The organism is Cardiobacterium sp., from assembly GCF_057314735.1.
Genome location: NZ_DBHKZK010000076.1, coordinates 51,971 through 73,699, shown reverse-complemented (window position 1 = coordinate 73,699; position 21,729 = coordinate 51,971). Strand labels below are relative to the sequence as shown.

Annotated in this window: 19 protein-coding genes and 1 pseudogene; 19 read left to right on the top strand and 1 reads right to left on the bottom strand. The window is 58.4% G+C overall.

Annotated elements, in window-relative coordinates:
* The first annotated feature begins 10 nt into the window (after nt 1-10).
* Both eno and ACO54Z_RS11580 read left to right on the top strand, forming a co-directional pair.
* Nucleotides 11-1,303, top strand: a complete 1,293-nt coding sequence (gene eno, locus ACO54Z_RS11585; protein ID WP_298080201.1) for a phosphopyruvate hydratase — start codon at nt 11-13, stop codon at nt 1,301-1,303.
* The gene (locus tag ACO54Z_RS11580) at nt 1,300-1,854 is read left to right on the top strand and encodes an FtsB family cell division protein (RefSeq protein WP_485997150.1); all 555 of its coding nucleotides are present in this window, start codon (nt 1,300-1,302) and stop codon (nt 1,852-1,854) included. The genes eno and ACO54Z_RS11580 overlap by 4 nt, the downstream gene beginning before the upstream one ends.
* A gap of 48 nt (nt 1,855-1,902) precedes the next feature.
* On the opposite strand, the gene ACO54Z_RS11575 is transcribed toward ACO54Z_RS11580, so the two are convergent.
* Nucleotides 1,903-3,426 carry a glycosyl transferase gene (locus tag ACO54Z_RS11575; RefSeq protein WP_485997149.1) on the bottom strand — a complete coding sequence of 508 codons (1,524 nt, stop codon included), beginning with the start codon at nt 3,424-3,426 and terminating at the stop codon, nt 1,903-1,905.
* Between ACO54Z_RS11575 and ACO54Z_RS11570 the strand changes: the two genes are divergently transcribed.
* The 17 genes and pseudogenes from ACO54Z_RS11570 to ACO54Z_RS11490 all read left to right on the top strand — a co-directional run bounded on the left by ACO54Z_RS11570 (nt 3,412) and on the right by ACO54Z_RS11490 (nt 21,618).
* Nucleotides 3,412-3,855, top strand: coding sequence for a hypothetical protein (locus ACO54Z_RS11570; protein ID WP_485997148.1), 444 nt, complete (start codon nt 3,412-3,414; stop codon nt 3,853-3,855). The two genes, ACO54Z_RS11575 and ACO54Z_RS11570, sit on opposite strands and share 15 nt — an antisense overlap.
* An 82-nt stretch (nt 3,856-3,937) precedes the next feature.
* Nucleotides 3,938-4,594 carry a hypothetical protein gene (locus ACO54Z_RS11565; RefSeq protein ID WP_485997147.1) on the top strand — a complete coding sequence of 219 codons (657 nt, stop codon included), beginning with the start codon at nt 3,938-3,940 and terminating at the stop codon, nt 4,592-4,594.
* Between the two features lie 3 nt (nt 4,595-4,597).
* Nucleotides 4,598-5,841 (top strand): annotated as a pseudogene (locus tag ACO54Z_RS11560) (AAA family ATPase).
* Nucleotides 5,838-6,830, top strand: a complete 993-nt coding sequence (locus ACO54Z_RS11555; protein ID WP_485997146.1) for a hypothetical protein — start codon at nt 5,838-5,840, stop codon at nt 6,828-6,830. Before ACO54Z_RS11560 ends, ACO54Z_RS11555 begins: the two are co-directional and overlap by 4 nt.
* A gap of 11 nt (nt 6,831-6,841) precedes the next feature.
* Nucleotides 6,842-7,636: a hypothetical protein gene (locus ACO54Z_RS11550; protein ID WP_485997145.1), complete on the top strand. Its 795-nt coding sequence runs from the start codon at nt 6,842-6,844 to the stop codon at nt 7,634-7,636.
* Between the two features lie 20 nt (nt 7,637-7,656).
* A complete protein-coding gene (locus ACO54Z_RS11545; RefSeq protein WP_485997144.1) occupies nt 7,657-8,469 on the top strand; it encodes a PA14 domain-containing protein in 813 nt (270 codons plus the stop codon).
* 8 nt (nt 8,470-8,477) lie between these two features.
* On the top strand, nt 8,478-9,221 hold the full coding sequence (locus ACO54Z_RS11540) for a hypothetical protein (protein WP_485997143.1): 744 nt from the start codon (nt 8,478-8,480) through the stop codon (nt 9,219-9,221).
* On the top strand, nt 9,218-11,539 hold the full coding sequence (locus ACO54Z_RS11535) for a PA14 domain-containing protein (protein ID WP_485997142.1): 2,322 nt from the start codon (nt 9,218-9,220) through the stop codon (nt 11,537-11,539). The genes ACO54Z_RS11540 and ACO54Z_RS11535 overlap by 4 nt, the downstream gene beginning before the upstream one ends.
* 111 nt (nt 11,540-11,650) lie before the next feature.
* A complete protein-coding gene (locus ACO54Z_RS11530; protein ID WP_485997141.1) occupies nt 11,651-12,448 on the top strand; it encodes a hypothetical protein in 798 nt (265 codons plus the stop codon).
* A gap of 92 nt (nt 12,449-12,540) precedes the next feature.
* A complete protein-coding gene (locus ACO54Z_RS11525; protein WP_485997140.1) occupies nt 12,541-14,025 on the top strand; it encodes a tetratricopeptide repeat protein in 1,485 nt (494 codons plus the stop codon).
* A gap of 94 nt (nt 14,026-14,119) precedes the next feature.
* On the top strand, nt 14,120-14,404 hold the full coding sequence (locus tag ACO54Z_RS11520; protein ID WP_485997139.1) for a hypothetical protein: 285 nt from the start codon (nt 14,120-14,122) through the stop codon (nt 14,402-14,404).
* A 259-nt stretch (nt 14,405-14,663) separates the two neighbouring features.
* Nucleotides 14,664-15,629: a tetratricopeptide repeat protein gene (locus tag ACO54Z_RS11515; protein ID WP_485997138.1), complete on the top strand. Its 966-nt coding sequence runs from the start codon at nt 14,664-14,666 to the stop codon at nt 15,627-15,629.
* Nucleotides 15,630-15,741: 112 nt separating this feature from the next.
* The gene (locus tag ACO54Z_RS11510) at nt 15,742-17,235 is read left to right on the top strand and encodes a tetratricopeptide repeat protein (protein WP_485997137.1); all 1,494 of its coding nucleotides are present in this window, start codon (nt 15,742-15,744) and stop codon (nt 17,233-17,235) included.
* Nucleotides 17,232-18,317, top strand: coding sequence for an anhydro-N-acetylmuramic acid kinase (locus tag ACO54Z_RS11505; RefSeq protein WP_485997136.1), 1,086 nt, complete (start codon nt 17,232-17,234; stop codon nt 18,315-18,317). Before ACO54Z_RS11510 ends, ACO54Z_RS11505 begins: the two co-directional genes overlap by 4 nt.
* A gap of 1,142 nt (nt 18,318-19,459) precedes the next feature.
* Entirely contained in the window at nt 19,460-20,332 is an 873-nt protein-coding gene (locus ACO54Z_RS11500) for a hypothetical protein (protein ID WP_485997135.1), read from the top strand.
* Between the two features lie 120 nt (nt 20,333-20,452).
* Entirely contained in the window at nt 20,453-20,935 is a 483-nt protein-coding gene (locus ACO54Z_RS11495; protein ID WP_298078685.1) for a hypothetical protein, read from the top strand.
* Nucleotides 20,936-21,099: 164 nt separating this feature from the next.
* Complete coding sequence (locus tag ACO54Z_RS11490) at nt 21,100-21,618, top strand: hypothetical protein (protein WP_485997134.1); 519 nt, start codon at nt 21,100-21,102, stop codon at nt 21,616-21,618.
* Nucleotides 21,619-21,729: the final 111 nt, after the last annotated feature.

Genomic DNA, 21,729 nt, shown 5'->3' with positions numbered 1-21,729 from the left:
GGAGCATATGATGAGCACAACCGTTGAAACCGTAAAAGCCCTGGAAATCCTCGACTCCCGTGGGAATCCGACCGTCCAGGTCACCGTAACCCTCTCTGACGGCGCCAAAGGCACTGCAGGCGTCCCCTCCGGCGCGTCCACCGGCTCGCGCGAAGCGCTCGAACTGCGCGATGGCGACAAAGGCCGCTACCTCGGCAAAGGCGTCACCAAAGCCGTCGCCAACGTCAACGACAAACTCGCCCCGGCACTCAAAGGCAAAGCCATTGACGACCTCGCCGCGCTCGACAAAATCATGCTCGACATGGACGGCGACGACTTCAAGAAAAACCTCGGCGCCAACGCCATTCTCGGCGTCTCCCTCGCCCTCGCCCACGCCAAGGCCGCCAGCCTGAAAAAACCGCTGTACGAAGTGCTGCACAACACCACCGGTTACACCCTGCCGGTGCCGATGATGAACATCGTCAACGGCGGCGAACACGCCGACAACTCCGTGGATATTCAAGAGTTTATGATTATGCCCGCAGGATTTAACAGCTTCCACGAAGCGCTGCGTGCCGGCTCCGAAATCTTCCACACCCTGAAAAAAGTGCTGCATGACAAAGGCCTCTCCACCGGCGTCGGCGACGAAGGTGGCTTTGCCCCTGACCTCGGCTCCAACGAAGAAGCGCTGCAAGTCATCATGGAAGCCATCGCCAAAGCGGGCTACAAGGCAGGCGAACAAATCTACCTCGCCCTCGACGTCGCCGCCTCCGAACTCTACGAAAACGGCAAATACAACCTGGCGTCTGAAAACAAAACCTTCACCTCCGCCGAATTTGTCGATTACCTCGCAGGCCTCGTTGAGCGCTACCCGATCGTCTCCATTGAAGACGGCCTTGATGAAAGCGACTGGGACGGCTGGAAAATACTCACCGACAAACTGGGCGGCAAAGTGCAGCTCGTGGGTGATGACCTCTACGTCACCAACACCCGCATCTTCAAAGAAGGCATCGAAAAAGGCATCGCCAACGCCATCCTCATCAAGCCGAACCAAATCGGCTCGCTCTCCGAAACCCTGCAAGCCATCAAAATGGCCGAAGATGCACACTACGCGGCAATCGTCTCGCACCGCTCCGGCGAAACCGAAGACACCACCATCGCCGACATCGCGGTTGCCACCAGCGCCACCCAAATCAAGACCGGCTCGCTCTGCCGCTCTGACCGCGTCGCCAAATACAACCGCCTGCTCACCATCGAAGCAGAATTGGGCGACAAGGCCAAATACGGTGGCAAAGCCGCGCTGCTTGGCAAAATCAAAGGATGATCAAAAAATCCATCGTCTATCTGATGCTGCTGGCGCTCGTCGCCGTGCTGGGGATGGTAAACCTCTACCTCTGGCACCTTGAGCGCAACACGCGGCATCGCATCGCCGACCTGCAAAAGCAGGTCGGCTTGCATTTGCGCGAAAACAAAATGCTCAACGACCGCAACGACGCGCTGCGCATCGATGTGGAAAACCTGCGCTCGCCCGACTCCTACTACGCTTACGAAGAAAAAGCGCGCGAGGACTACGGCATGATCGGCAAAAACGAAACCTACTTCGTCCTGCCGGACAGCGAAATCGCCAGCATCCCGGACATCCCCGGCCTCGCCGAAAAAGAACGCCGCCGCGCCGCGCCTGGAGTCATCACGACGCCCCCCACCCTGCCCGCCAACACACAACAAATCGCCAAACAGCTGGTTCTGGAATCCGTTGAAGACGGGAATGAAGACGAAGAAAACGGCGATACCACCGCCCCTACTCCTGCCAACAAGGACGTCGAACAAATCCCGGTCACCCCCGTGCCGCTACAACTCGAATCGCTGCAACAATAAACGCGCCAAAATGGCGCGTTTTTTATTATCGGCGATGGCGATAACCCCTTACTTTTTCCCTTCGTCAAATTGTGCTTTCCAGAAATCCCGGCTGGTAAATTCGGCATAACTTTTACGATACATTTGCTGCAATTGCTGGCGTTGCGCCAATAATTGCCACACCGCCTTGCAATAGCGCCACAAATAAGCAAAGAACTTGCGTTTGTCATGCTGCAAAAAGAAACCGCGATGCGTCGGCGCATGGACATACAGCACCTTTCTAAAGCGGAACGTTTCCTGCAATCTACCGCCCCAGCCTTTGAACTGACGCACATAACCCTTGTGGAAAAAACACTGCGGCAACAAATGACCATTCAGAGTCAAACGCGATGCCAACCGCCGCCATTTGCCACCGGGCAATCCTTCGGGATGCGCCTGCATATAAACATCGAGCGGAATATCCTGCATTTTCTCCGCCGCCGCCAATGCGCCTATCGTTTTGCGGCGCTCGCTCATATCCATATTGTTACGCCAATAATCATCACCCTTGCACACATCTTCCATCGCCATAATACTCGCCAGCGCCGTATCATAATGATAGGTAAGCAAATTGCGGGCGGCCATGATGGCGGTAATACGGAGCAAAGTGGAAATATGGTCATCCACAAATCCGTGGAAATATTGCATCAGGTGATAGCGCGTATCCAGATAGGCCGGTACGGGTCCCTGTTTCAGTGCAAAATCGCCCTGCCAGGAGGAAATACCGTTCAGGGTAATGGTATGGAATTGGTGGGCGAGACCAAAACCGACATCATCGCCGCGCACAAAATAAGGGAAAGCGTAATGTTTGACTTCTGCCAGCGGAAAGGCAAAGAACCACCAGCCGCCATAATCAATCTTTTCTTCCAGCTCATTGAACAGCAGATTATCCACCTCGCGCAAATCCAGTCCGCTTTTCAAGCCCTGATAATGCCCCTTGAAACGGGCGCCATTTTCATGCTGGCGATACGGCTCGGCCTCATGCAGCATCGCCCCGGCGACGCACAGGGCGGGGTCTCGCGCGTATTGCAGCAGCATCAGCGTCCGCTTGATGCCTTCCACATCGCCGGAGGCATCATCATCCATAAAAAGGCAATGGGTATAATCGCCCGCATCTTCCAGTTCCATCAGACCACGGGTAAAGCCACCGGCGCCACCCAGATTGCGGTTGGGAATAATGCGGATACCGGTCGCGGGCATATCTTCCGGGAGGACAAGATTATTGCTGTTATCAACCACGGACAGGCTGATTTGCGCGCCATATTCCGGCAATTCCAGCAATTCCTGTTGCAGGCGGCGCAGCGCGGGCAAGACATATTGCTGACGGTTGAAATGGGTAATGACGATACCGAGCTTAATGGAATGCTGCGGTGCGGTAGTGCTCATAAAGCGGAAATCGGTAATTTCGCTGATGCCCAGCGCCTCGATTTCAAAAAAGAGCATTCCGTCTTCCAGCGAATTCCAAAATGCGAGTGGCAAAGCGACTTCCCTTTCTTCCTCGTGCGTCAGATAGGTTTCATCGACAATAGTGGTAGTGAAATGCAGGCGATGCAATTTCCAGCTGATTTTGATGCGGCCACGGAAGCGAATGGCGAATTGCAGGTCTTCAATCGTGGTATGGCGTTTCAGTTTGCCAACGCTGATGCTGTTGAAATAAGTATCGGCGCCAATCTTGCCGCGCGGCTCCAGGGTAAAGCGCGCATCGTGGATATTCAAATCCACGTATTCATTGAGGCGGAAATAGAGTTCTGCTTCCGTGCAAAGGCCAATTTTCGGAAAGACGCTGTTTTGGATGGTATAGAGCATGGGAATTTACCTGTGAAATGCGTGATGCGCCGTATGAAATCGCGCCATATGAATGAACCTGTCGGAGAAAGGTCTCTGTTTATGAAAGGGGGCGATAACGGCGCGGCTAATGTACTGCAAGCCCCCCGGCGGGGCAAGCGGCGACAGGGCGACGAAGAACACGCCAAAAGGGCATGACCTTATAAAAAAACGTCCTTTCCGCCGCCGCAAGCGCTCCCCTATAATGCGGGTGAACCCACCGTAACGAAAAGGACATCCCATGCCAGACCACCACCCGCAACCCCAGCCCCTGCCCGAACCGCGCCGCGAAAAACCGCAGCAAAAGCACCTCTTCCCCGCGCTCATCACCGCCGCGCTGGTGATTGGCCTCGGCGGCTGGGGACTGACCCATTTTTTTGACGATGGCAACAGCGGCGGCGTCCCCGCCAGCACCGCTGCCGACAACCTGACCCAGGCGGAAAAAGACGCCCGCGCGCAGCAATTTGCCGCCGTGCCGCGCTATGCGCTACGCCGTCTGGACGCGACCGAGGCGCGCAGCGTCATCCAGAACCTGCCGCTGCCGGACGCGCAAAAAGCGGCGCTCACGGAAAACATCGCCCCCGCCACGCCCGCTGGCCAGACGCAACCGGCGCAACCCGCCTGGGAAAACGGCGGGCAGCAGATGGTGGAGCTGGTGCTGTGGGACAACGTCGCCGAAGATGGCGACGTGGTGCAGGTCAGCTCGCTCGGCTACAGCCAGACCATCACCCATGCGCCGCAGACCGTTTACTTCCCGGCGCAGTACGACGTCCCCGTCACCATCACCGGCATCCACGACGGCGGTGGCGGCATCACCCTCGGCTTCACCGGCTCCGGCCAGCCGGTGTCGCTGCCGGTCATGGCGGAAGGCCAGGTCATCAGCCTCTACCTGCAATAAGCCATGAACGCGATTTACCGCCTGCTGCCGCTGTTGATGTTCGTCTGCCTCTGTCTGATGCTGTGGCAGTACGTCTCCGGCGCGAAAGACGGCATTCTCGACTTCCTCGCCGCCATCCGCTGGTATTTGCTGGCGGCCTTCTTCCTCATGCTCGCCCTGCTGCGCGCCGTGTGGCTGCACGCGCACGACCGCGCCCCCGACTGGATTTACCGGATCATTCCCATGGACATACTCGACCGCCTCAGCAACCGCGCCGATATTGAAGAAGCCGCGGACAAACTCGACAAAGAAGCCATCCTCCTTGACGCAGAAGCGGTGAAGGCGCGGCTGCAAAGCCAGGTCGTCGGCCAGGACCAGGTCTGCCATGACCTCGCCTGGCAACTGCGCCGCCGCCTTGCCCTCACCCAGCGCAACAAGCCCGTTGGCGTTTTCCTCTTCGCAGGCCCCCTGGCACCGGTAAAACCTGGCTTGCCAAGGTGGTGGCGCAGACATTGGGGCGCAAACTGCTGCATTTCGACATGACCCAGCACGCCGCCGGCGCCTACAGCGCCTCGCAACTGTTCGGCATGGCGCGCGGCTACGTCGGCTCGACCAGCTACGGCGCGCTCACCGCCGGCCTGCGCGACTACCCCGAAGCGGTCGTCCTCCTTGATGAAATCGAAAAGGCACACCCGGACGTGCTGAAAAAATTCCTCACCGCCTGGAACGACGGCTTTGTCACCGAAGCCTCCGACGGCAAACAGATTGACAGCAGCCACGCCATCTTCATCCTCACCTCCAACGCCGCCACCGACCAGCTCGCCGACCTGCAACAAAGCCTCGGCCACGACCCGGACGCGCTGCGCAGCGCCTCGGTCGCCACCCTGCGCGAGCAGGGCTTTGCCCCCGAAGTGCTGAACCGCATCGACCGCATCTTCGTCTTCGCGCCGTTCAGCGGGCTGGACATCGCCCGCGTCTGCGCGCTGGAAATGGAGCGGATGATTAACGGCTACGGCCTGAAAGTGGCGGGCAAGGGCATCGACCCGCAAATCATCATTGACCTGATGGAGCGCTACAAACGGATGGGGCGCGCCGCCAGCAGCCGCGACCTGGTGCGCGCGCTGGAAGAATCCATCGCCGACTCGCTCATCCAGGCGAAAGAGCGCGGCTTTGACACCATTGAACTCAAGCGCGAAAACGGCAAAGTCACGGCGAAAATGCACCGCAGCCAGCATCACATCATCCCCAACCCGCGGAGCGGCTCGTGAGCCGCATCCGCAGCCGTCGCAGCCTGTGGGCGCGTTCCGCCAACTACCGCCGCCTTGCCTGGACGACCGGCTTCCTCGCCCTCATCGTCCTCGTCGCGCTGAACCGACAGGCGGCGACACCCGCCGCGCCGCCGCCACCTGCTACTCCCGCCGCAACCGCGACCAGCACGCCCGCCCCCGCGCCAAACACGGCGCAATACACACCGCCGCCGAAAACCACGCCTGCCCCCGACACCCGCAGCGCCGAAGATCGCGTCGCCGAAGCGGTGCACCGCTCGCAACAGGGCGGCAACAGCCGTGGCGGCAGCGATGTCGGCGTCCTGAAACCGCTGACGGACGACACGGCAGACAATACGACAAACAACACCGCAGCGCAGACCACCATCCTCGACCCCAACAGCGACCGCCTGGAAGACTACCCGCTGGCGGAAAAACCCTGGAGTGAAGCGCTGCGTCTTTCTCCGGCAAGTAGCGGTTTTAACGTGTATTACTTCATGGAAGGTGATATGCGCCGCCTGAGCGTTGCCAACCCTTATCACTCGGATGCGCCCGGCTATTACATGAAGGATGCCAAAAAATTCCAGGAAAGCCTGCGTATGCCGTCGTTTGATGCTCTTGCCGATCTCTGGAAAAGAGAATCGCGGCGGCGTATCGGATATGAACACGTTGGCAGTATCAAACTCCAGTTTGACCATCACAGCCGGATCAAAAACATCCCCGGTGAAGACCTTGCCGCCTGCTGGAGCGGCAAAATTCAAATCCATAAAAGCGGCTACTACCAGTTCACCATGAAAGAAACCGGTGGTGGTTCTGCCGTGCGCATCCTCATTAACCGCCATCGCATTTACGAAGGACAACAAAACAGCAGCACGCGCGTCTGGCTTGATTCCGGCAATTACCGCCTGGACGTTGAATACGTCAGCAATCTGCCAATCGGCGATTTTGCGCTGGCAATGGGTTTGGCCGACGACCCGACCTTGCAGCGCTGACCGGATTTTGCATGAACCGCCGCAGACACCGTCCCCGTTTGGATCGCCGCCTCATCGGCTTCATCGTCTGCCTCGCCCTGCTCACCGCGCTCGCCTTCAGCCACCAACACGCGCGGCAATCCCCGCCGCTTCCCGTCACGACCGCCCATTTTGCGCCGCCGGTCGTCGCGCCCCCGCCGCCCCCCAAACCCGCCGCGCCCAAACCCCGGCTCGTCCCTGTCAGCGGCAACCGCCTGCAAGACCTGCCGCCCGCCCCCAACCGCTGGAGCGCCGTCATTGATGCCCGCGTCCCGGAGCGGGGCTTCAATGCCTACTACCTCACCCACGGCAGTCCGGCACGTCTGCACCGCGCCTACCATCCCTACAACATGGACAGGCCGGACGGAAGTTCCGTCGCGTGGGCGGCCATTGGCCAGGACAGGCCGTCGCTTGCCGGTTATGCCGACCGCTGGCTCGACCCGGGACGGCTGGTCGCAGTGGAAAACCGTGGCAGCATCCGCATTGATTACGCCGAAAACGAATTTCACAACATCCCCGCCGAAGATTTCGCCGCCTGCTGGCTCGGCCATATCCACATCACCCGCGGCGGCTACTACCAGTTCAACCCGGAGGGTGGCGGCCTCTCCCGCATCATCCTCGACCGTCACCTCATCTACGACAGCCATACGGAGAAAACACCGCAACCCGTATGGCTTGAGCCCGGCACATACCTGCTTGAAGCGGAATTTTTGAGCTATCACCACGTTGTCTCCTACCGCCTCGGCCTGGCGCTGGACACCACCCGCCCCCGCCCGAATTCCCCCTGACAGACAAGGAGTAAGTACCTATGCCATCCCGCAAAACCCTGACCATTGTTGGCATTGTCGCCGCCGTCGCCATCACCCTGTGGCTCGTGTTCGCTTTCATGAGCAACGCGCGCGAACAGTATCTGCTGCGCCAGTTCGACCTCGACCCCGCAGAGTACACGCTGAAGCCGCCGCCGAAGCGCCACGTTGTCAAGCGCGAGCTGGTCCGCATCCCCATCCTCACCGCTGACGGGGGAGAATCCGGCAAGGGCCCGGCGCTGGACGACTATCCCGTGGCAAGCGCCGGCAGCAGCTGGAGCGATGCGCTGGGTGCGGAAGCACCGCCCGCCGGGCTGTATAGCGTCTATTATCTGACCAGCGGCGACCCGCAGGACATCACAATCGGCATCCCGCAAGATGCCGACGCGCTGGAGCGCAGCCAGGGGCGCGGCAAATCGCATACCCCGGATGAAGCGCGCCCACCGCTGGCGGACTTTGCCGAGCTGTGGCGCGATGAACCCAACCGACTGGTCGCCATCGAAAAAGTGCCTGCCATCGACCTTCACTTTTCTTACAACGCATTGCATGGTATCCCCTCGCAGGATTTTGCCGCCTGCTGGATCGGCACACTCACCATCCGCGAGGCCGCCACCTACGAATTTACCCCGGATTTGAGCTGGGCCAGCGCGCGCATCCTGCTCAACCGCCACCGCCTCTTTGAGGGCAGCAACCAGAAAGAAACCGTGCCGGTCTGGCTTGAGCCGGGCGATTACACCCTCGAAGTGGAATACCTCAACAACTGGCACACCACCGATTTTGCCGTCCACATCAAAAAAACCACCCCGACCCCGTGAGGCCGCCCATGAAAACACCCCAGAAAAAAATCTCCGGCACTTTCCGCATCCCGCTCTACCTTGTCGCCGGTGCCATCGCTTACATATTGGTGAACCTGCTGCTGGAAATCTGGTTCAGCGGCGAGGGCGTCGTCTTTTACTCGCGCAAAGAACACGAGCTCCCGCCCGCGCCTGCGGCAGAAGCGCCGCCCCAACTGGCCGACATACCCACCGCGACCAGTTGGGGCAAAGTGCTCAATCCGGGCAGGGTCATCCCGGAAAAAGGCTTTGACGTCTGGTACCTCACTACCGGCAACCCGGACGACGTCTCCCACCCCGTGCGCGAACGCGGCATCAACCTGCAAAAAAGCGCGGCAGGCCCGGTGCGCTTTTCCATGGAAGGCCTGACGAACCGCTGGGCATACGAACCGGAGCGGCTGATTGCCAAAGAGCACGTCAATCATATCCGCGTCCATTACGCCTACGACGAATTCAAGCGCATCCCCTCGCCCGATTTCGCCGCCTACTGGGTCGGCTGGCTCAATATCCCCGAACGCGGCGAATACGAATTTGTCCCCGAACACTCCTGGGCCAGCGTGCGCATCCTCCTCGACGGCCACTGCATCTACGAAGGCCACGAGCAGCGCGACAGCCGCAGCCTGCACAGCGTGCAACTTGAGCCTGGCCGCTACCTGCTCGAAGTGGAAATGGCGAACAGCTGGCACACCACCGACTTCGGCCTGACCGTCAATTTACTCAAGGAAGCGCCATGAACCGCCGCCAGCGCACCGCCCTCACCGTCCTCGCCGTGATGTGCGTCGTGGCCGCCGCGGCCTGCGCGGGCATTTGGCATTACCACGACGACATGGGCCGTTACCTCGTCCGCCGTGCCATCGCCGACGCTGCCGCCACACCGCAACCGCCCGCCGCCACAGAAAGCGATTACCCAACCCTGCCGCTGGAAAGCGCGCTGACACACGCCCCGGCGCAGCCGCTGGACGCCTTCCCGCTGACGGAGCGCACCTGGGGCGATCGCTTCAACCCCGACGGCAACCTCCCCGACACGGGCTACACCGCCTGGTACTTCGACAGCGATGACCCGGCCACCGCGGCGGTACCAGAAAACAGCGCCGCCATCGCCCTGAATTACGAATATAACGAACGCTACCACACCCCCGCTGCCCGCCTCGGCGCGTACTGGGCCGGTACCCTGCACGTGCCGGAAAAAGGGCGCTACGTCTTCCTCCCCGACGTCCATCAGGGGCGCGTCCGCGTCCTGCTCGACCGCCACGTCCTGCTGGCAGACACCGCCCCCGGCGACCTTGCCGCCCCGGTAGTAGTGGAACTGGAAGCGGGCGACTACCGGCTGGAGACCGAATACCTCAACTTCAACTGGCGGGCTGCCCGCTTCCAGCTCGACATCCTCGCCAACCCCGCCATCTTCGACAGCGCCCGCCTCACCGCCCTCATCGCCGCGCTCAAACCGGCGGCACAGCCCGAAGGCATCCGCGCCCGCCTGAAAAACCGCATCGCGCCCCTGGCGGCGAACAGCGAAAACTACGCCGCCGCCCTGCACGGCGCGCTCGGCGACAAAAACCGTGTAACCCTGCACGCGCCGCCGGGCGACGCGCCCTACATCCTCTGGCTGGCGGGCGAACACGCGGTGAACTGGCACATCGAAGGCCGCCTGCCGCAACTCGTCATCCACAACGCGCGCAGCCACGTCGCCGCCGACATCCCCGCGCTCATCTGGACGGGCGCCTTCAGCCAGCGCAGCGATAACGCCCGTTGCCGCTGCGGCACGCCGCAAGGCTGGCGCTGCGACATTGACGCCGGCCAAAACCTCACCGCCCTTGCCGCCGAAATCCGGCGCATCAGCGGCCAGTCCTTGCGCGGCTTTGCGCACGACCTGCGCAGCAGCCAACTGCACCTTGAGCCACAATTTGCCAGCAACATCGACGCCATCGCCGCGCAGCAGGCATTACAACAGCAGCAGGCCGAACGGCGCGAAAACTGCGCCGCCGCAGAAGACCCTCCGCACACCACCCGCGCCTACGACCGCAATACCCCGTCGCTTGCCGCCTGGCCATTGGTGACGGATGGCTGGGGCGCGCAGCTCAACCCCGGCGACGCCGTCCCGGCAGAAGGCTTTGCCGTGTGGTACCGCGACCGCCGCGCGCCGCAGCACACCTTCACCGAAACCACCGACCGCATCTACCTCGACAACCCCAAATACGGCATCGCGGACGAACACCTCGACGCCTACTGGGCAGGCAAAATCCATGTGCCGGAGGCGGGCGCCTACCAACCCGTCAGCAAAACCACCCCGGCTGAACTGCGCATCCTGCTCAACAAACACGACATAAGCGCAAATGGCGGCGGCGGAAACCGCCCCCTCCATCTGCAAGCAGGCGACTACCTGCTTGAAGCCGAATACCGCAGCCACGACGAACAGGCGGGACTCTCGTTCGCCCTCGTCCGCATTGACGACGGCGACAAACACGATGATGACCGCCTCGCCGCCGCCATCGCCGCGAAACACCTGCCCGCCAATACCGTTGCCCATGCCACCGTCATCGACGTGGATTTCGTCCCGCGCGACCAGCGCTTCACCCTGCGCGCGCCGCGCGACGACCGCCCTTACATCCTCTTCCTCGACAGCCATGTGGACATCGACTGGACACTGCAGGGACGCGCACCGCTGCTCGTCATCCGCAGCGGCAGCGGACGCGGCGCCATCAGCGACATCAGCGATGATGCCGTCCTGCACTGGACGGGACGCCTGGACGAAGGCATCGCCGACAGCGCCCCCTACGGCTGCGGCTGCGACGCCCGCGGCCTCGTCTGCCGTCACGAACGGCGCGAAAGCCTGCGCGACACCGCCCGCCGTATCAAAACCGTCAGCGGCTTCCCGCTCAAGGGGGTGAGCAACCGGATACACGAAGACAGCATCGCCATCCCGCAAAAAGCGGTGAACAGCGAGACCCTCGCCATCGACGATAGCATCTGGCAACAACTGCGCGCCCTGCGCCAAAGCTGCGAGCGCAAACGGCACGACGACTTTGCCCGCCTGATGCAGACGGGGCATTGATAACACCGGCCCGCACGCAGGATATTGGCGACCGCATCCCGTTGCCGCGCCATTCGCCATTCCCGCCAAACCCGGTAAACTGCCCGCATTCCCAAATTCAAAGGACACCCCATGAACAACAGCCTTTCCGACAACTTCCAGCGAGCACTGCGCTTTACCCTCAAGTACGGCAATATCTGCCATATCCTGCTGATAGCCGCCATTTTCTGCATCAGCGATGCCGTCAGCATCACTCATCTGCTGACGTATCGCCGCAGCAGCGGCATGACCATGCTCCTGCAACTCGCCCCCGCGCTGCTCATGACCTACAAACTGCTCGACAATGCCGCCCGCCTGCGCCTCGGGCTGGATGGCGAACCCGTGCCATTGACGCCGACCAGCGTCATCGGCGCCGAACTGCCCTGGGGAATGATTGCCCTGGGCTTTGTCCTCGGCGTGCTGGCGGGCATCATCGGCGCCTATCTACAAATCTTCCGTCCCGAACTCATCTACGTCCTGCTCATACTCTTGTTCGTCACCATTTTTGCCCTGAATCCGGTGGTCACGCTGGCCGTGCTGAAAGCTGAATCCTCTGTCGCCGCCTTTTCGCCACGACAATGGCGCGACGCCATCAACGACATGGGCGTCAGCCGCTATTTCGCCTTGCTGGGCATAACCGGCGCCATGCTTGCGGTGACATTTCTACTGATTTATGTCGGCATCGCCCCGGCCATCAATGCCAAGCTGGAAAGTGCGCTGTTCGTTCAAGCATACGGCGGAAGCGAAACCTTTTCCCTGCCCGTATTCATGTATTTTTACTATTTCCTCGTCAATGCCATTATCGTCGCCATCACCTTTCTTAACCAGCATTTCTATGCCAGTTCCTGGCCGCGCCAGGATAACAAGGACCCGCATATCCTCTATGGCTGAATGAGCGGCGGCGAAAACCATATAGCACCCGCCGCCCCATTTCTTTAATTTCATACCGCTGCCCGTATTTCTCAAACCCAAAGGACGACCCCATGAACGACAGCATCATTGGCAACCTGTTCGGAAACACTTTCCGCGCGCTGCGCTTTAACGTCAAAATCGGCAACCTGATTTATTTCGCCATCGTCGCGGGCTTTTTCGCCTTCGGCTACATCGTTAGCATTGAGGCGCGTTCGGCACAGCGTGCCAGTTTTACCCGTATGGCAGCGCAGGAAAGCAACAATATTCCGGCGCTATTCGTCAATTTTCTGCTGCTCTTGGCATTACTGGCCTTTATCAGCAAAATTCTGGATAACAGCGCCCGTATCCGCGCGCTTGCCGATGAGCACGTACCCATTGATCCATTCAGCATGATTGATATGGGCGCAGTCTTTCGCTTCTTTGGCATACTGGTCGTAGCATATATCTCCCTGCGTATTCTCGACAATACCCTCCGTCTATATCCCTATCAATCCTTCCGCGTTTCCATCGGGGTGCTGGTTTTCCTAATCCTTTTTTTCCCGCTGGTCTTTTTGTCCCTGCTACAACAAGAATCCGTCAGCGCCGCATTGCATCCCCGTGCCCTTGCCAGGGCTTTCAACAGCATTGGCATTATCCGTTATCTGCTGATGCTCATCATGAGTGGCGCTGTTTTTGCCGCCATGTTTTATTTCCAGCTCTATAAATCGGGCGATTTAATGTGGCGGGCAATGGGTTATGCCAGACCGGGCAGCTACTTCGCCTCCATTCCCCTTTACATCATGGTCTTTCTGATTTGCTACGGTTACACCTTTGTGCTTTTCTTCAATTATCACTTTGTCGCCTATGGCTATCCCGTTGAAGACACCAGCGATGATGACATGGATGAAGCTGAGCAACAGGCCATTGCGGCAACGCTTGCCGGCAAGACATCCCTGCCGGAAAAAAATGGCGAAATTGCCAAAGACCTCCCGCCCGATTTCAGCCTGCTGGCAGACGCCGACACCAGCGGCATGGAGATCGGCACGCAAAAAGCCTTCGCCCTCGCCCTTGCCCGCGCCGACACGCTGCTCGGCAGCAACAAAATCGACGCCGGCCTCGCCCTGCTCGCGCCGTATGCCGACGGGGCGCACGATGCCGCCGCCTACTTCCCCGCCTACCGTCGCATTTACGCGCTCAAGCCGGAATACGAGCTGCTACAACGCCTCGCCGCGGCCGCCGCGCACGGCCACGCGCCGAGCTTCGACCTCATCCGCCCGGAGCTCGAACGCATTGACCCGACGACCCTGCCCGCCGACCTCATTTATCCGCTGGCGCAGTTCGCCGCGCGGCAGCAGCATTACCCGCTGGTGCTGACGCTGACACGCGGCTTCGCGCAACAGCATCCCGACCATCCGCAGCTCATCGACAATTACCTCCTCGCCGCACGGGCGCTCGCCAAAACCGGCCACGCCGACCGCGCGCAGCAGTTGCTGACGCAGATGCTCGCCCGCTTTGCCAGCCATGAAAAGGCGGCACAAATCCGTGCCACGCTGAATTTGTTGCAACAGCAGGGCTGAATCGCCGGTGACGGTGAAAATCCATATTGCACCCACCGCCCCGCTTTTTTAATTTTTGTACCATTGCCCGCATTTTTCTACCAAAGGATTACTCATGAACAGTATTCCGCAAAATATGCTTCATGCGCTACGTTTTACGGTCAAATTTGGCAATCTAGTCTATATCCTGATTACCGGACTTTTTGTTGCTGTTAGTTTTAATATATTTTATAAACAGCAATTTATGCAACAACTGGGAAAAACCTACGCCTTTTCCATGAAAGCGTTTCTATTTTTTCTCGCAATCGCCTTTATTATTTTTTTTCTGCAAGATTCTGGACAATGCCGCCCGGATAACTTCAGGCCTGAAAGACGAATTTGTACCCATCACTCCCACTAGCATCACACCGCTATTGCGTTCCATCCATCTTGCTTTGGCATTTGTATCGCTTGCCTATCTCATTTTCTTCATCCCCCGCGTTATTTATATCTCATTAGCGGTTTTTATTACCCTACTAGTTATCGTCGCACTGCTCCTGTTTATCCTCGCACCTGCCATGCTGCTCGCGACAATCACAGAGGGGAATACCAAAGCTGCATTTTCCTCACAGCGCCTGGGGGAGGCGATCTCTGAAATAGATACTGGCCGGTACTTTGCCATGACTGCTATCGCCTTTGCCATGTTTGCCGCTTATATCCTGACCGATTATTTTCTGATAGCACCGGCCATACAGCGAACGATAATGGGCGATCTCATCCAGCAATTCATGTCGGGCAAAGACGAACAATCGCTGACACTGCCAACTATTGTGCATATTTACAGCCTGATGACGGGCTTGATATTCATGACTGTCGCCTTTTTTACCCATCATTTTTATGCCTGCTGTTTTCCGCGTGAAGACAGCGACGACCCCGAAAGTTTTTCCTACGGCATGAACGCCGCCGAGATGGAATCCATCAGCGCCGCCCTCGCCGGACACGGCGTCACCCCGCCCACGGCGGAAGACAAAAGTGCCGTACCGGCGGCGGCAGCCGAAGCGGCTCCCGATTTCAGCCTGCTGGCAGACGCCGACACCAGCGGCATGGACATCGGCACGCAAAAGGCCTTCAGCCTCGCCCTTGCCCGCGCCGATGCGCTGCTCGGCAGCAACAAAATTGACGCTGGCCTCGCCCTGCTCGCGCCGTATGCTGACGAGGCGCACGATGCCGCCGCCTTCTTCCCCGCCTACCGTCGCATTTACGCGCTCAAGCCGGAATACGAGCTGCTGCAACGCCTCGCTGCAGCCGCCGCGCACGGCCACGCGCCGAGCTTCGAGCTCATCCGCCCGGAGCTTGAACGCGTTGACCCGGCGACCCTGCCCGCCGATCTGATTTACCCGCTGGCACAGTTCGCCGCGCGGCAGCGGCATTACCCGGTGGTACTGACGTTGACACGCGGCTTCGCGCAACAGCATCCCGACCATCCGCAGCTCATCGACAATTACCTCCTCGCCGCACGGGCGCTCGCCAAAACCGGCCACGCCGACCGCGCGCAGCAATTGCTAACGCAGATGCTCGCCCGCTTTGCCCATCATGAAAAGGCGGGACAAATCCGTGCCACGCTGAAGCTGTTGCAGGCACAATAGCCACCGCCCCGGCGGGCGTGTGGCCACCGCGCCCGCTTGGCACAAATAGCGCTTACAATGAACGCATCTTCATTCCAAAAACCAACCACCTGAAAACACGAAAGGATTTTCCATGCAAGACGACAACGCCCTCGGCTATCTCAACCGCAGCCTGCAATACCTCTTTCGCCCCGGCAATCTGCTCTACTGCGGCGCGCTGGCTGCCGTGTTTATCGCCCTGCGCTCGCTCGGCGAGGCGCGGATGGAAGGCGTTGGCACGCTCAACTGGTTCATCATCTTCGCCCTCATCGTCCTCTTCGCCTGCAAGATGCTCGACAGTATGCAGCGCCTGATGCACGGGCTGGAGCAGGAGCGCGTACCGCTGACCACCATCAGCAAACTGCCGAAAAATATTGCCATTGATGCCGCCGTTGCCATCGCCTTCTGCGGCGCCGTCGTCTTCCTGTTGCAACTGATGTTTACCGGCGACAGTCGCCCGACCCTGCTCAACCTCACCGGCGTCATCCTCTACGCCCTCACCCCCGCGCTCATCCTCAGCATCTTTCAGGGCGCCGGTTCGCTCGCTATCCTCAAGCCCGCTGCGTGGCGGCGTGCTGTCGCCGAAATCGGCGGCGCCGGACGCTACCTCGCCATCCTCGCCATGCCCTTCCTCTTTGCCGCGCTGGTACTGACCATCTACACCATGCTGGCGCAGACCCTCATCAGCGCCGAAGACCAGGCGCGCTACAACAGCATCAACGGCACCTACGGCGCCCCTGCCATCATCCAGCTCATCACCATCCTCCGCGGCATCATCTTCGCCTTCCTCCTCGCGCTGCCGCTCATCTACTTCTCCTGGTACTTCCCACCGCCGGAAGAAACCCTCGACCCCGACAACATCGACATCGACGAGCGCGAACTCGCCGCCCACATTGACATGGACGACGACCTGCTCGCCGAACTGAACCGCCTCAAGGCCGAAGAAGAACGGCACGCGCAACTCCAGCGGCGCGCGCCGCCGGTGGATCTCAACCTGCTGCGCGAGGCCGACACCGAAGGCATGAGTGCCGACGAACAGCGGCGCTTTGCCGGCGACCTGACCCAGGCGGACGTCCTCATCCGCCAGGGCGAAAACGAACAGGCGATCGCCCTGCTTGAGCCCTACGCCGACGGCCTGCACGATACCAACCGCTACCTGCCCGCCTACAAACGGCTGCACCAGCTCTACCGCCGTCAGGGGCGCGAAGACGCCATGCAGGCGATGGAAATGCGGCTGATTGAAGCGACGGCGAGCGGCAACCCCTACAGCTATCCCGCCATCCACCAAACGCTGGACGAAACCGGCGACGGCATCCTCCCCGCCGACTGGATATACCCGCTGGCACAAATCGCGGCGGGCAAACAGCACTACGACACCGTGCTCAACCTCACCCGCAACTTCGCCAAACACCACCCCGCCCACCCGCAGCTCGTGGAAAACTACTTCCTCGCCGCGCGCGCGCTGGCGAAAAAAGGCGAGAGCGACAAAGCCCAACAACTGCTGCAACAACTGCTCAAGCGCTACCCCGAGCACGCCAAGGCAACACAAATCCGCCGCACCCTCGAACTGCTGCAACAACGCACATGACCCCGCCCCGCCACTACATCGGCATCATGACCGGCACCAGCCTGGACGGCATCGACGCCGCGCTCATCCGCGAAACCGGCGGCCACTACCACTACCTCGCCCACCACGAACACCCCATGCCCGTCGCCCTGCGCGCCGCGTTGCAAGCACTGTGCCAGCCGGGCGACAACGAACTCCATCGCGCCGCCGTCGCCGCCTGGCAACACGCCGAAGCCAGCGCCGACGCCGTCGCCGCACTCCTCGCACAAACCGGCCTCACCGCGCACGACATCACCGCCATTGGCGCCCACGGCCAAACCGTGCGCCACAGCCCGGACAGCACCCCGCCCTACACCATCCAGTTGCAAAACCCGGCGCTCATCGCCGAACGCACCGGCATCGACACCATCGCCGATTTCCGCAGCCGCGACCTCGCCGCAGGCGGCCAAGGCGCGCCGCTGGCGCCGCTGTTTCAACGCGGCCTGCTCGGCGACCGCCCCGCCATCCTCGTCAATATCGGCGGCATTGCCAACATCAGCCTGATTGCCGCCGACCACTGCTCCGGCTACGACACCGGCCCCGGCAACGGCCTGATGGACACCTGGATACAACAACAGCGCGGCCTGCCCTTCGACGCGGACGGCGACTGGGCGCGCAGCGGCCAACTGCTGCCCGACCTGCTCGCCCGCTTCCTCGCCGACCCTTATTTTCACCGCGCACCGCCGAAAAGCAGCGGCCGCGACTACTTCCACCCGGAATGGGTGGCACGCCACCTGCTCGGCATCGAAGCGCCCGCCGACGTCCAGCACACCCTGCTCGCCCTCACTGCACGTACCATCTGCGACGCCATCCGCGCTGCCCGCCACCCCGGCGCAGTCTATCTCGCCGGCGGCGGCGCCAAAAACCGCTTCCTCATCGAACAAATCGAAGACGAACTCGCCCGCTTCGGCAAACATTGCGCCCCCTGCCCCATCCCGGCGCAGGCGCTGGAAGCCAGCGGCTTCGCCTGGCTCGCGGCGCAATTTACCGCCCGCCGCCCGCTGGAGCTCGCCGCCACCACCGGCGGCCAGACACGCATCCTCGGCGCGCTGTATCCCGCCTGAGAACCTGTTTAAAATCCCCCTCCCCTGCAGGGCGAAGCCCGCAGCGAGCGGGTTCCCACGCAAAATGCATCCGCATTTTGCGTGGGGCCCGGGGGAGGGTCGGGGAGGGGATGGAGGAATGTTGTTCATGAATCGAAATTCCGGTTTTTTCAATCGTTTGCTGCCCTCACCCCGGCCCTCTCTCGCTGCGCGAGCTGTTCCGGTCCCACGGGGAGAGGGGGCATATTGGCTGTTTTCCCGGTTTTCAGTTTCCTACACAAGCATACGAAAAATGCGGTTCTCCAAGATTTTAAACAGGTTCTGAGAACCTGTTTAGCGCCTGTTTACAAATCATCCGCAAGGCCTTGTAGGTTGACTTAGGCGCTATTTGCAATTCAGCAGAATAAGCCCCTCTCTCGCAGGGCGAACCCCGCAGCGGGCGGGTTCCGTGCGTAGGATGTGTGACGGCGTAGCCGACACGCACGCGGGAATTTGACTTCAACAAACGCGTGCGTGCCTGCGGCACACACCCTACAAATAATGGTGTAGCTCACAAAATCATCGCCACGCAACCGCATTGGCTTGGGCGTGTTTACGGCTGAATGGTAAACAGGCCTTAACCAAACCTACGAATGAAATCACCATGTTATGACCAATTGTAAATAGCTCCAAGGTGCTGTTTGCAATTTAGACCTTCCTCCCCCGCAGGGCGAAGCCCGCAACGGGCGGGTTCCGTGCGTAGGGTGTGTGGCGGCGTAGCCGACACGCACGCGGGAATTTGGCATCGGCAAACGCGTGCGTGCCTGCGGCACACACCCTACAAATAATGGTGTAACTCACAAAATCGTCGCCACGCAACCGCATTGGATTGGGCGTGTTTACGGCTGAATGGTAAACAGGCTTTAACCAAACCTGCTAATGAAATCATCATGTTATGGCCAATTGTTAACAGCACCTAGCGCGCAGTGCGTAACCCAACAACGGAATAGATTCGGCATTCAGCTTGTTGGGTTACGGCGCAAGCGCCTAACCCAACCTACGGTTGTCGTTTACGCGGATTCTTACACCCGCCCCGCTTCGCAGAAAAGCGCGGGAGTTGAATTGCAAACAGCCCTTAGCTGCTGAACAAGCGATTTGCCGCTCAAGAACGAAGCAATGACCTCTTGCCGCGCCTGTATCGCTTTGCCTTGATGGCATTGCCTGATTTACCGGCTGTTATGAAAAAAGGTTATGAACCTGTGCCGCATTGGAATTTCCCGCGGACTGCGGCCTTCGCTACCATGCCCGACACCAGACACATGGCCCAAACAGCGCTCACCGCTTGCCGGGCGTGGACAAACGGATTTCACCAACCAGCGGAGAAAATTATGGAAAAACGCGACGTATCGGCGCCAGGCGCGCTGCCCCATAACAGACTGGAATGGTCTTCTGCAAGAAGACAGAGACCTGATGACAACACCAAACGAAAGGAGCAAACCATGAACGAAGCGAATGACCTTCTTGAAGACCAAAAACTGTCCTGGATTTTAGAGGAATACCGGGATTGGGCCGAAAAAAACCAGTATGAATTTATTACTATCCATAATGGCAGGATGGGCGCCAATAACTGGCTGTCTGCGCACGCGAACAACGCCAAAATAAAGATAGAGATTCATGAAGGGAAGGCTCATGCCCGGTTTGAAACCGATGCTGAACCCTTAATACGACACCGCAGCATAAAAGCACTTGATGACGTGCCAGTGAGTGTAGAGACGCTTTTAGTATTCTATATCAGAGAAGTCATATCAGATCTGTCTCGTGATGTAAATTATCGCTTTTTCCCGAATCTTGTATGTAATGCCGTGTCTGTGGATGACAGTATTTTTGACAAAGATGATTACCTTTATGGTGGCATGGAGGATGATCCTTATTGGGATAATATGAAAAACGATCGCCTTTGCAACGACGGGGATGAGGAATTTTGGGATGATGAAGATGACTATCTTTGGGAGGACGAAGATGATGATACCTTTTGGGCAGACGATGATGATGACTAACAGGAGTATTGACGGACGGATTGCGCTACCCGCCTGGTACCGCCAAGAGCGTTATAAAAAAGATAGACAGACAGACTGTTCTTGCTGAACAAAGGTACGCAAAAATGAAGGTATATATTGATGAGTTCCTCTGCCATTTTTGACAAAGATGTCTTGCTTGCCGTGATTATTGGCCTGCTGGGTATATACATACTCCACGTCGATAGTAGCACGCCGGCAGACAATAATTATGGCGATCCCATAAAGATATATGCAACTGAAGGGCATGAGATAACTATTAAATTAGTACCTGAACCTACCAGTATGTCCAGATATTCTACTAGATATACAATAAGTCCATTCTTACACTATAATGACGAGACTTTTGACTGTTCCTGTTCAAAAACACCATGGTGTAACAAGGAGGTTTATAAAAAAATTAAAAAAATTCGCCTGCGTTCAGCAACAATACGTATTGCGGACGGCAAGATAAAAATACGGCATATTGGCGGCAAGCGCTATTGTCAAATAATAGACTGGGATTATCTTCTGCAAGAAGATAAAGAATTGATTGAAACTTTAAATAAGGGAAGAGACAATGGGTGGATTAACGCTTTTCTTTAAGAATCGAAAAGAATTTTTGATTTGGGCAAAAGAAAACAAGCTTGAGACTCTCAATAATGGTGGTACAAGTGCCGCTAATAAAGGAGGAAAAGCAAGTAAATGTTTGCTTGCCTTACCCAACTGAGAACAGGTCCGCTTATTTGATTTTTAACAAGGAGTAATTCATGCCTGATTATAAGAAACGGCAAACTGGAGAATCCAATCTCACTATTACGCCAGCACAAAAAGTAACCGAGGTTTTAGCCGTATTGGTAATCTTGTATATTGTTTATATCTTGATTACCAATGATATAGCCAGCGAAACCAAAACCGATGAAAATTACGGTGAGCCCAAGTCTATTATTGCAACAGAGAAACAGAAAATAGAAATAATTCCCTCGGTTGGACCGACCATGGTGAGCCGAATCCCTTATGGAAAGCAGTATGCTTTCGCGCTAATCTATAACAATGAGACCTTTGAATGTCATTGTACGCCAAGCATATGGTGCAACGACAAGGCGGTTAAAAAAGGAAAGTTTTACCTCAAATCGGCAACCATACGCATTGCCAATGGTCGGATAAAACAGAAGGCAGTCAAAGGCTACAGATATTGCAGGGTTACTGCATGGGAATATCTTGAATCTGACGATGAAAAATTCTTCTCACAATTCAAACAAGAACAAGGAGTAACTTATACTTGGTGATATTTAACATAGCCAAAGGTGAGCCAAAAAACTTTTCTCTTAGGCTAGTAACTGCGTTGACCACTAATTGTTGCAATAAAATACTTAGGCGTCATCAGATATAAACCTAAT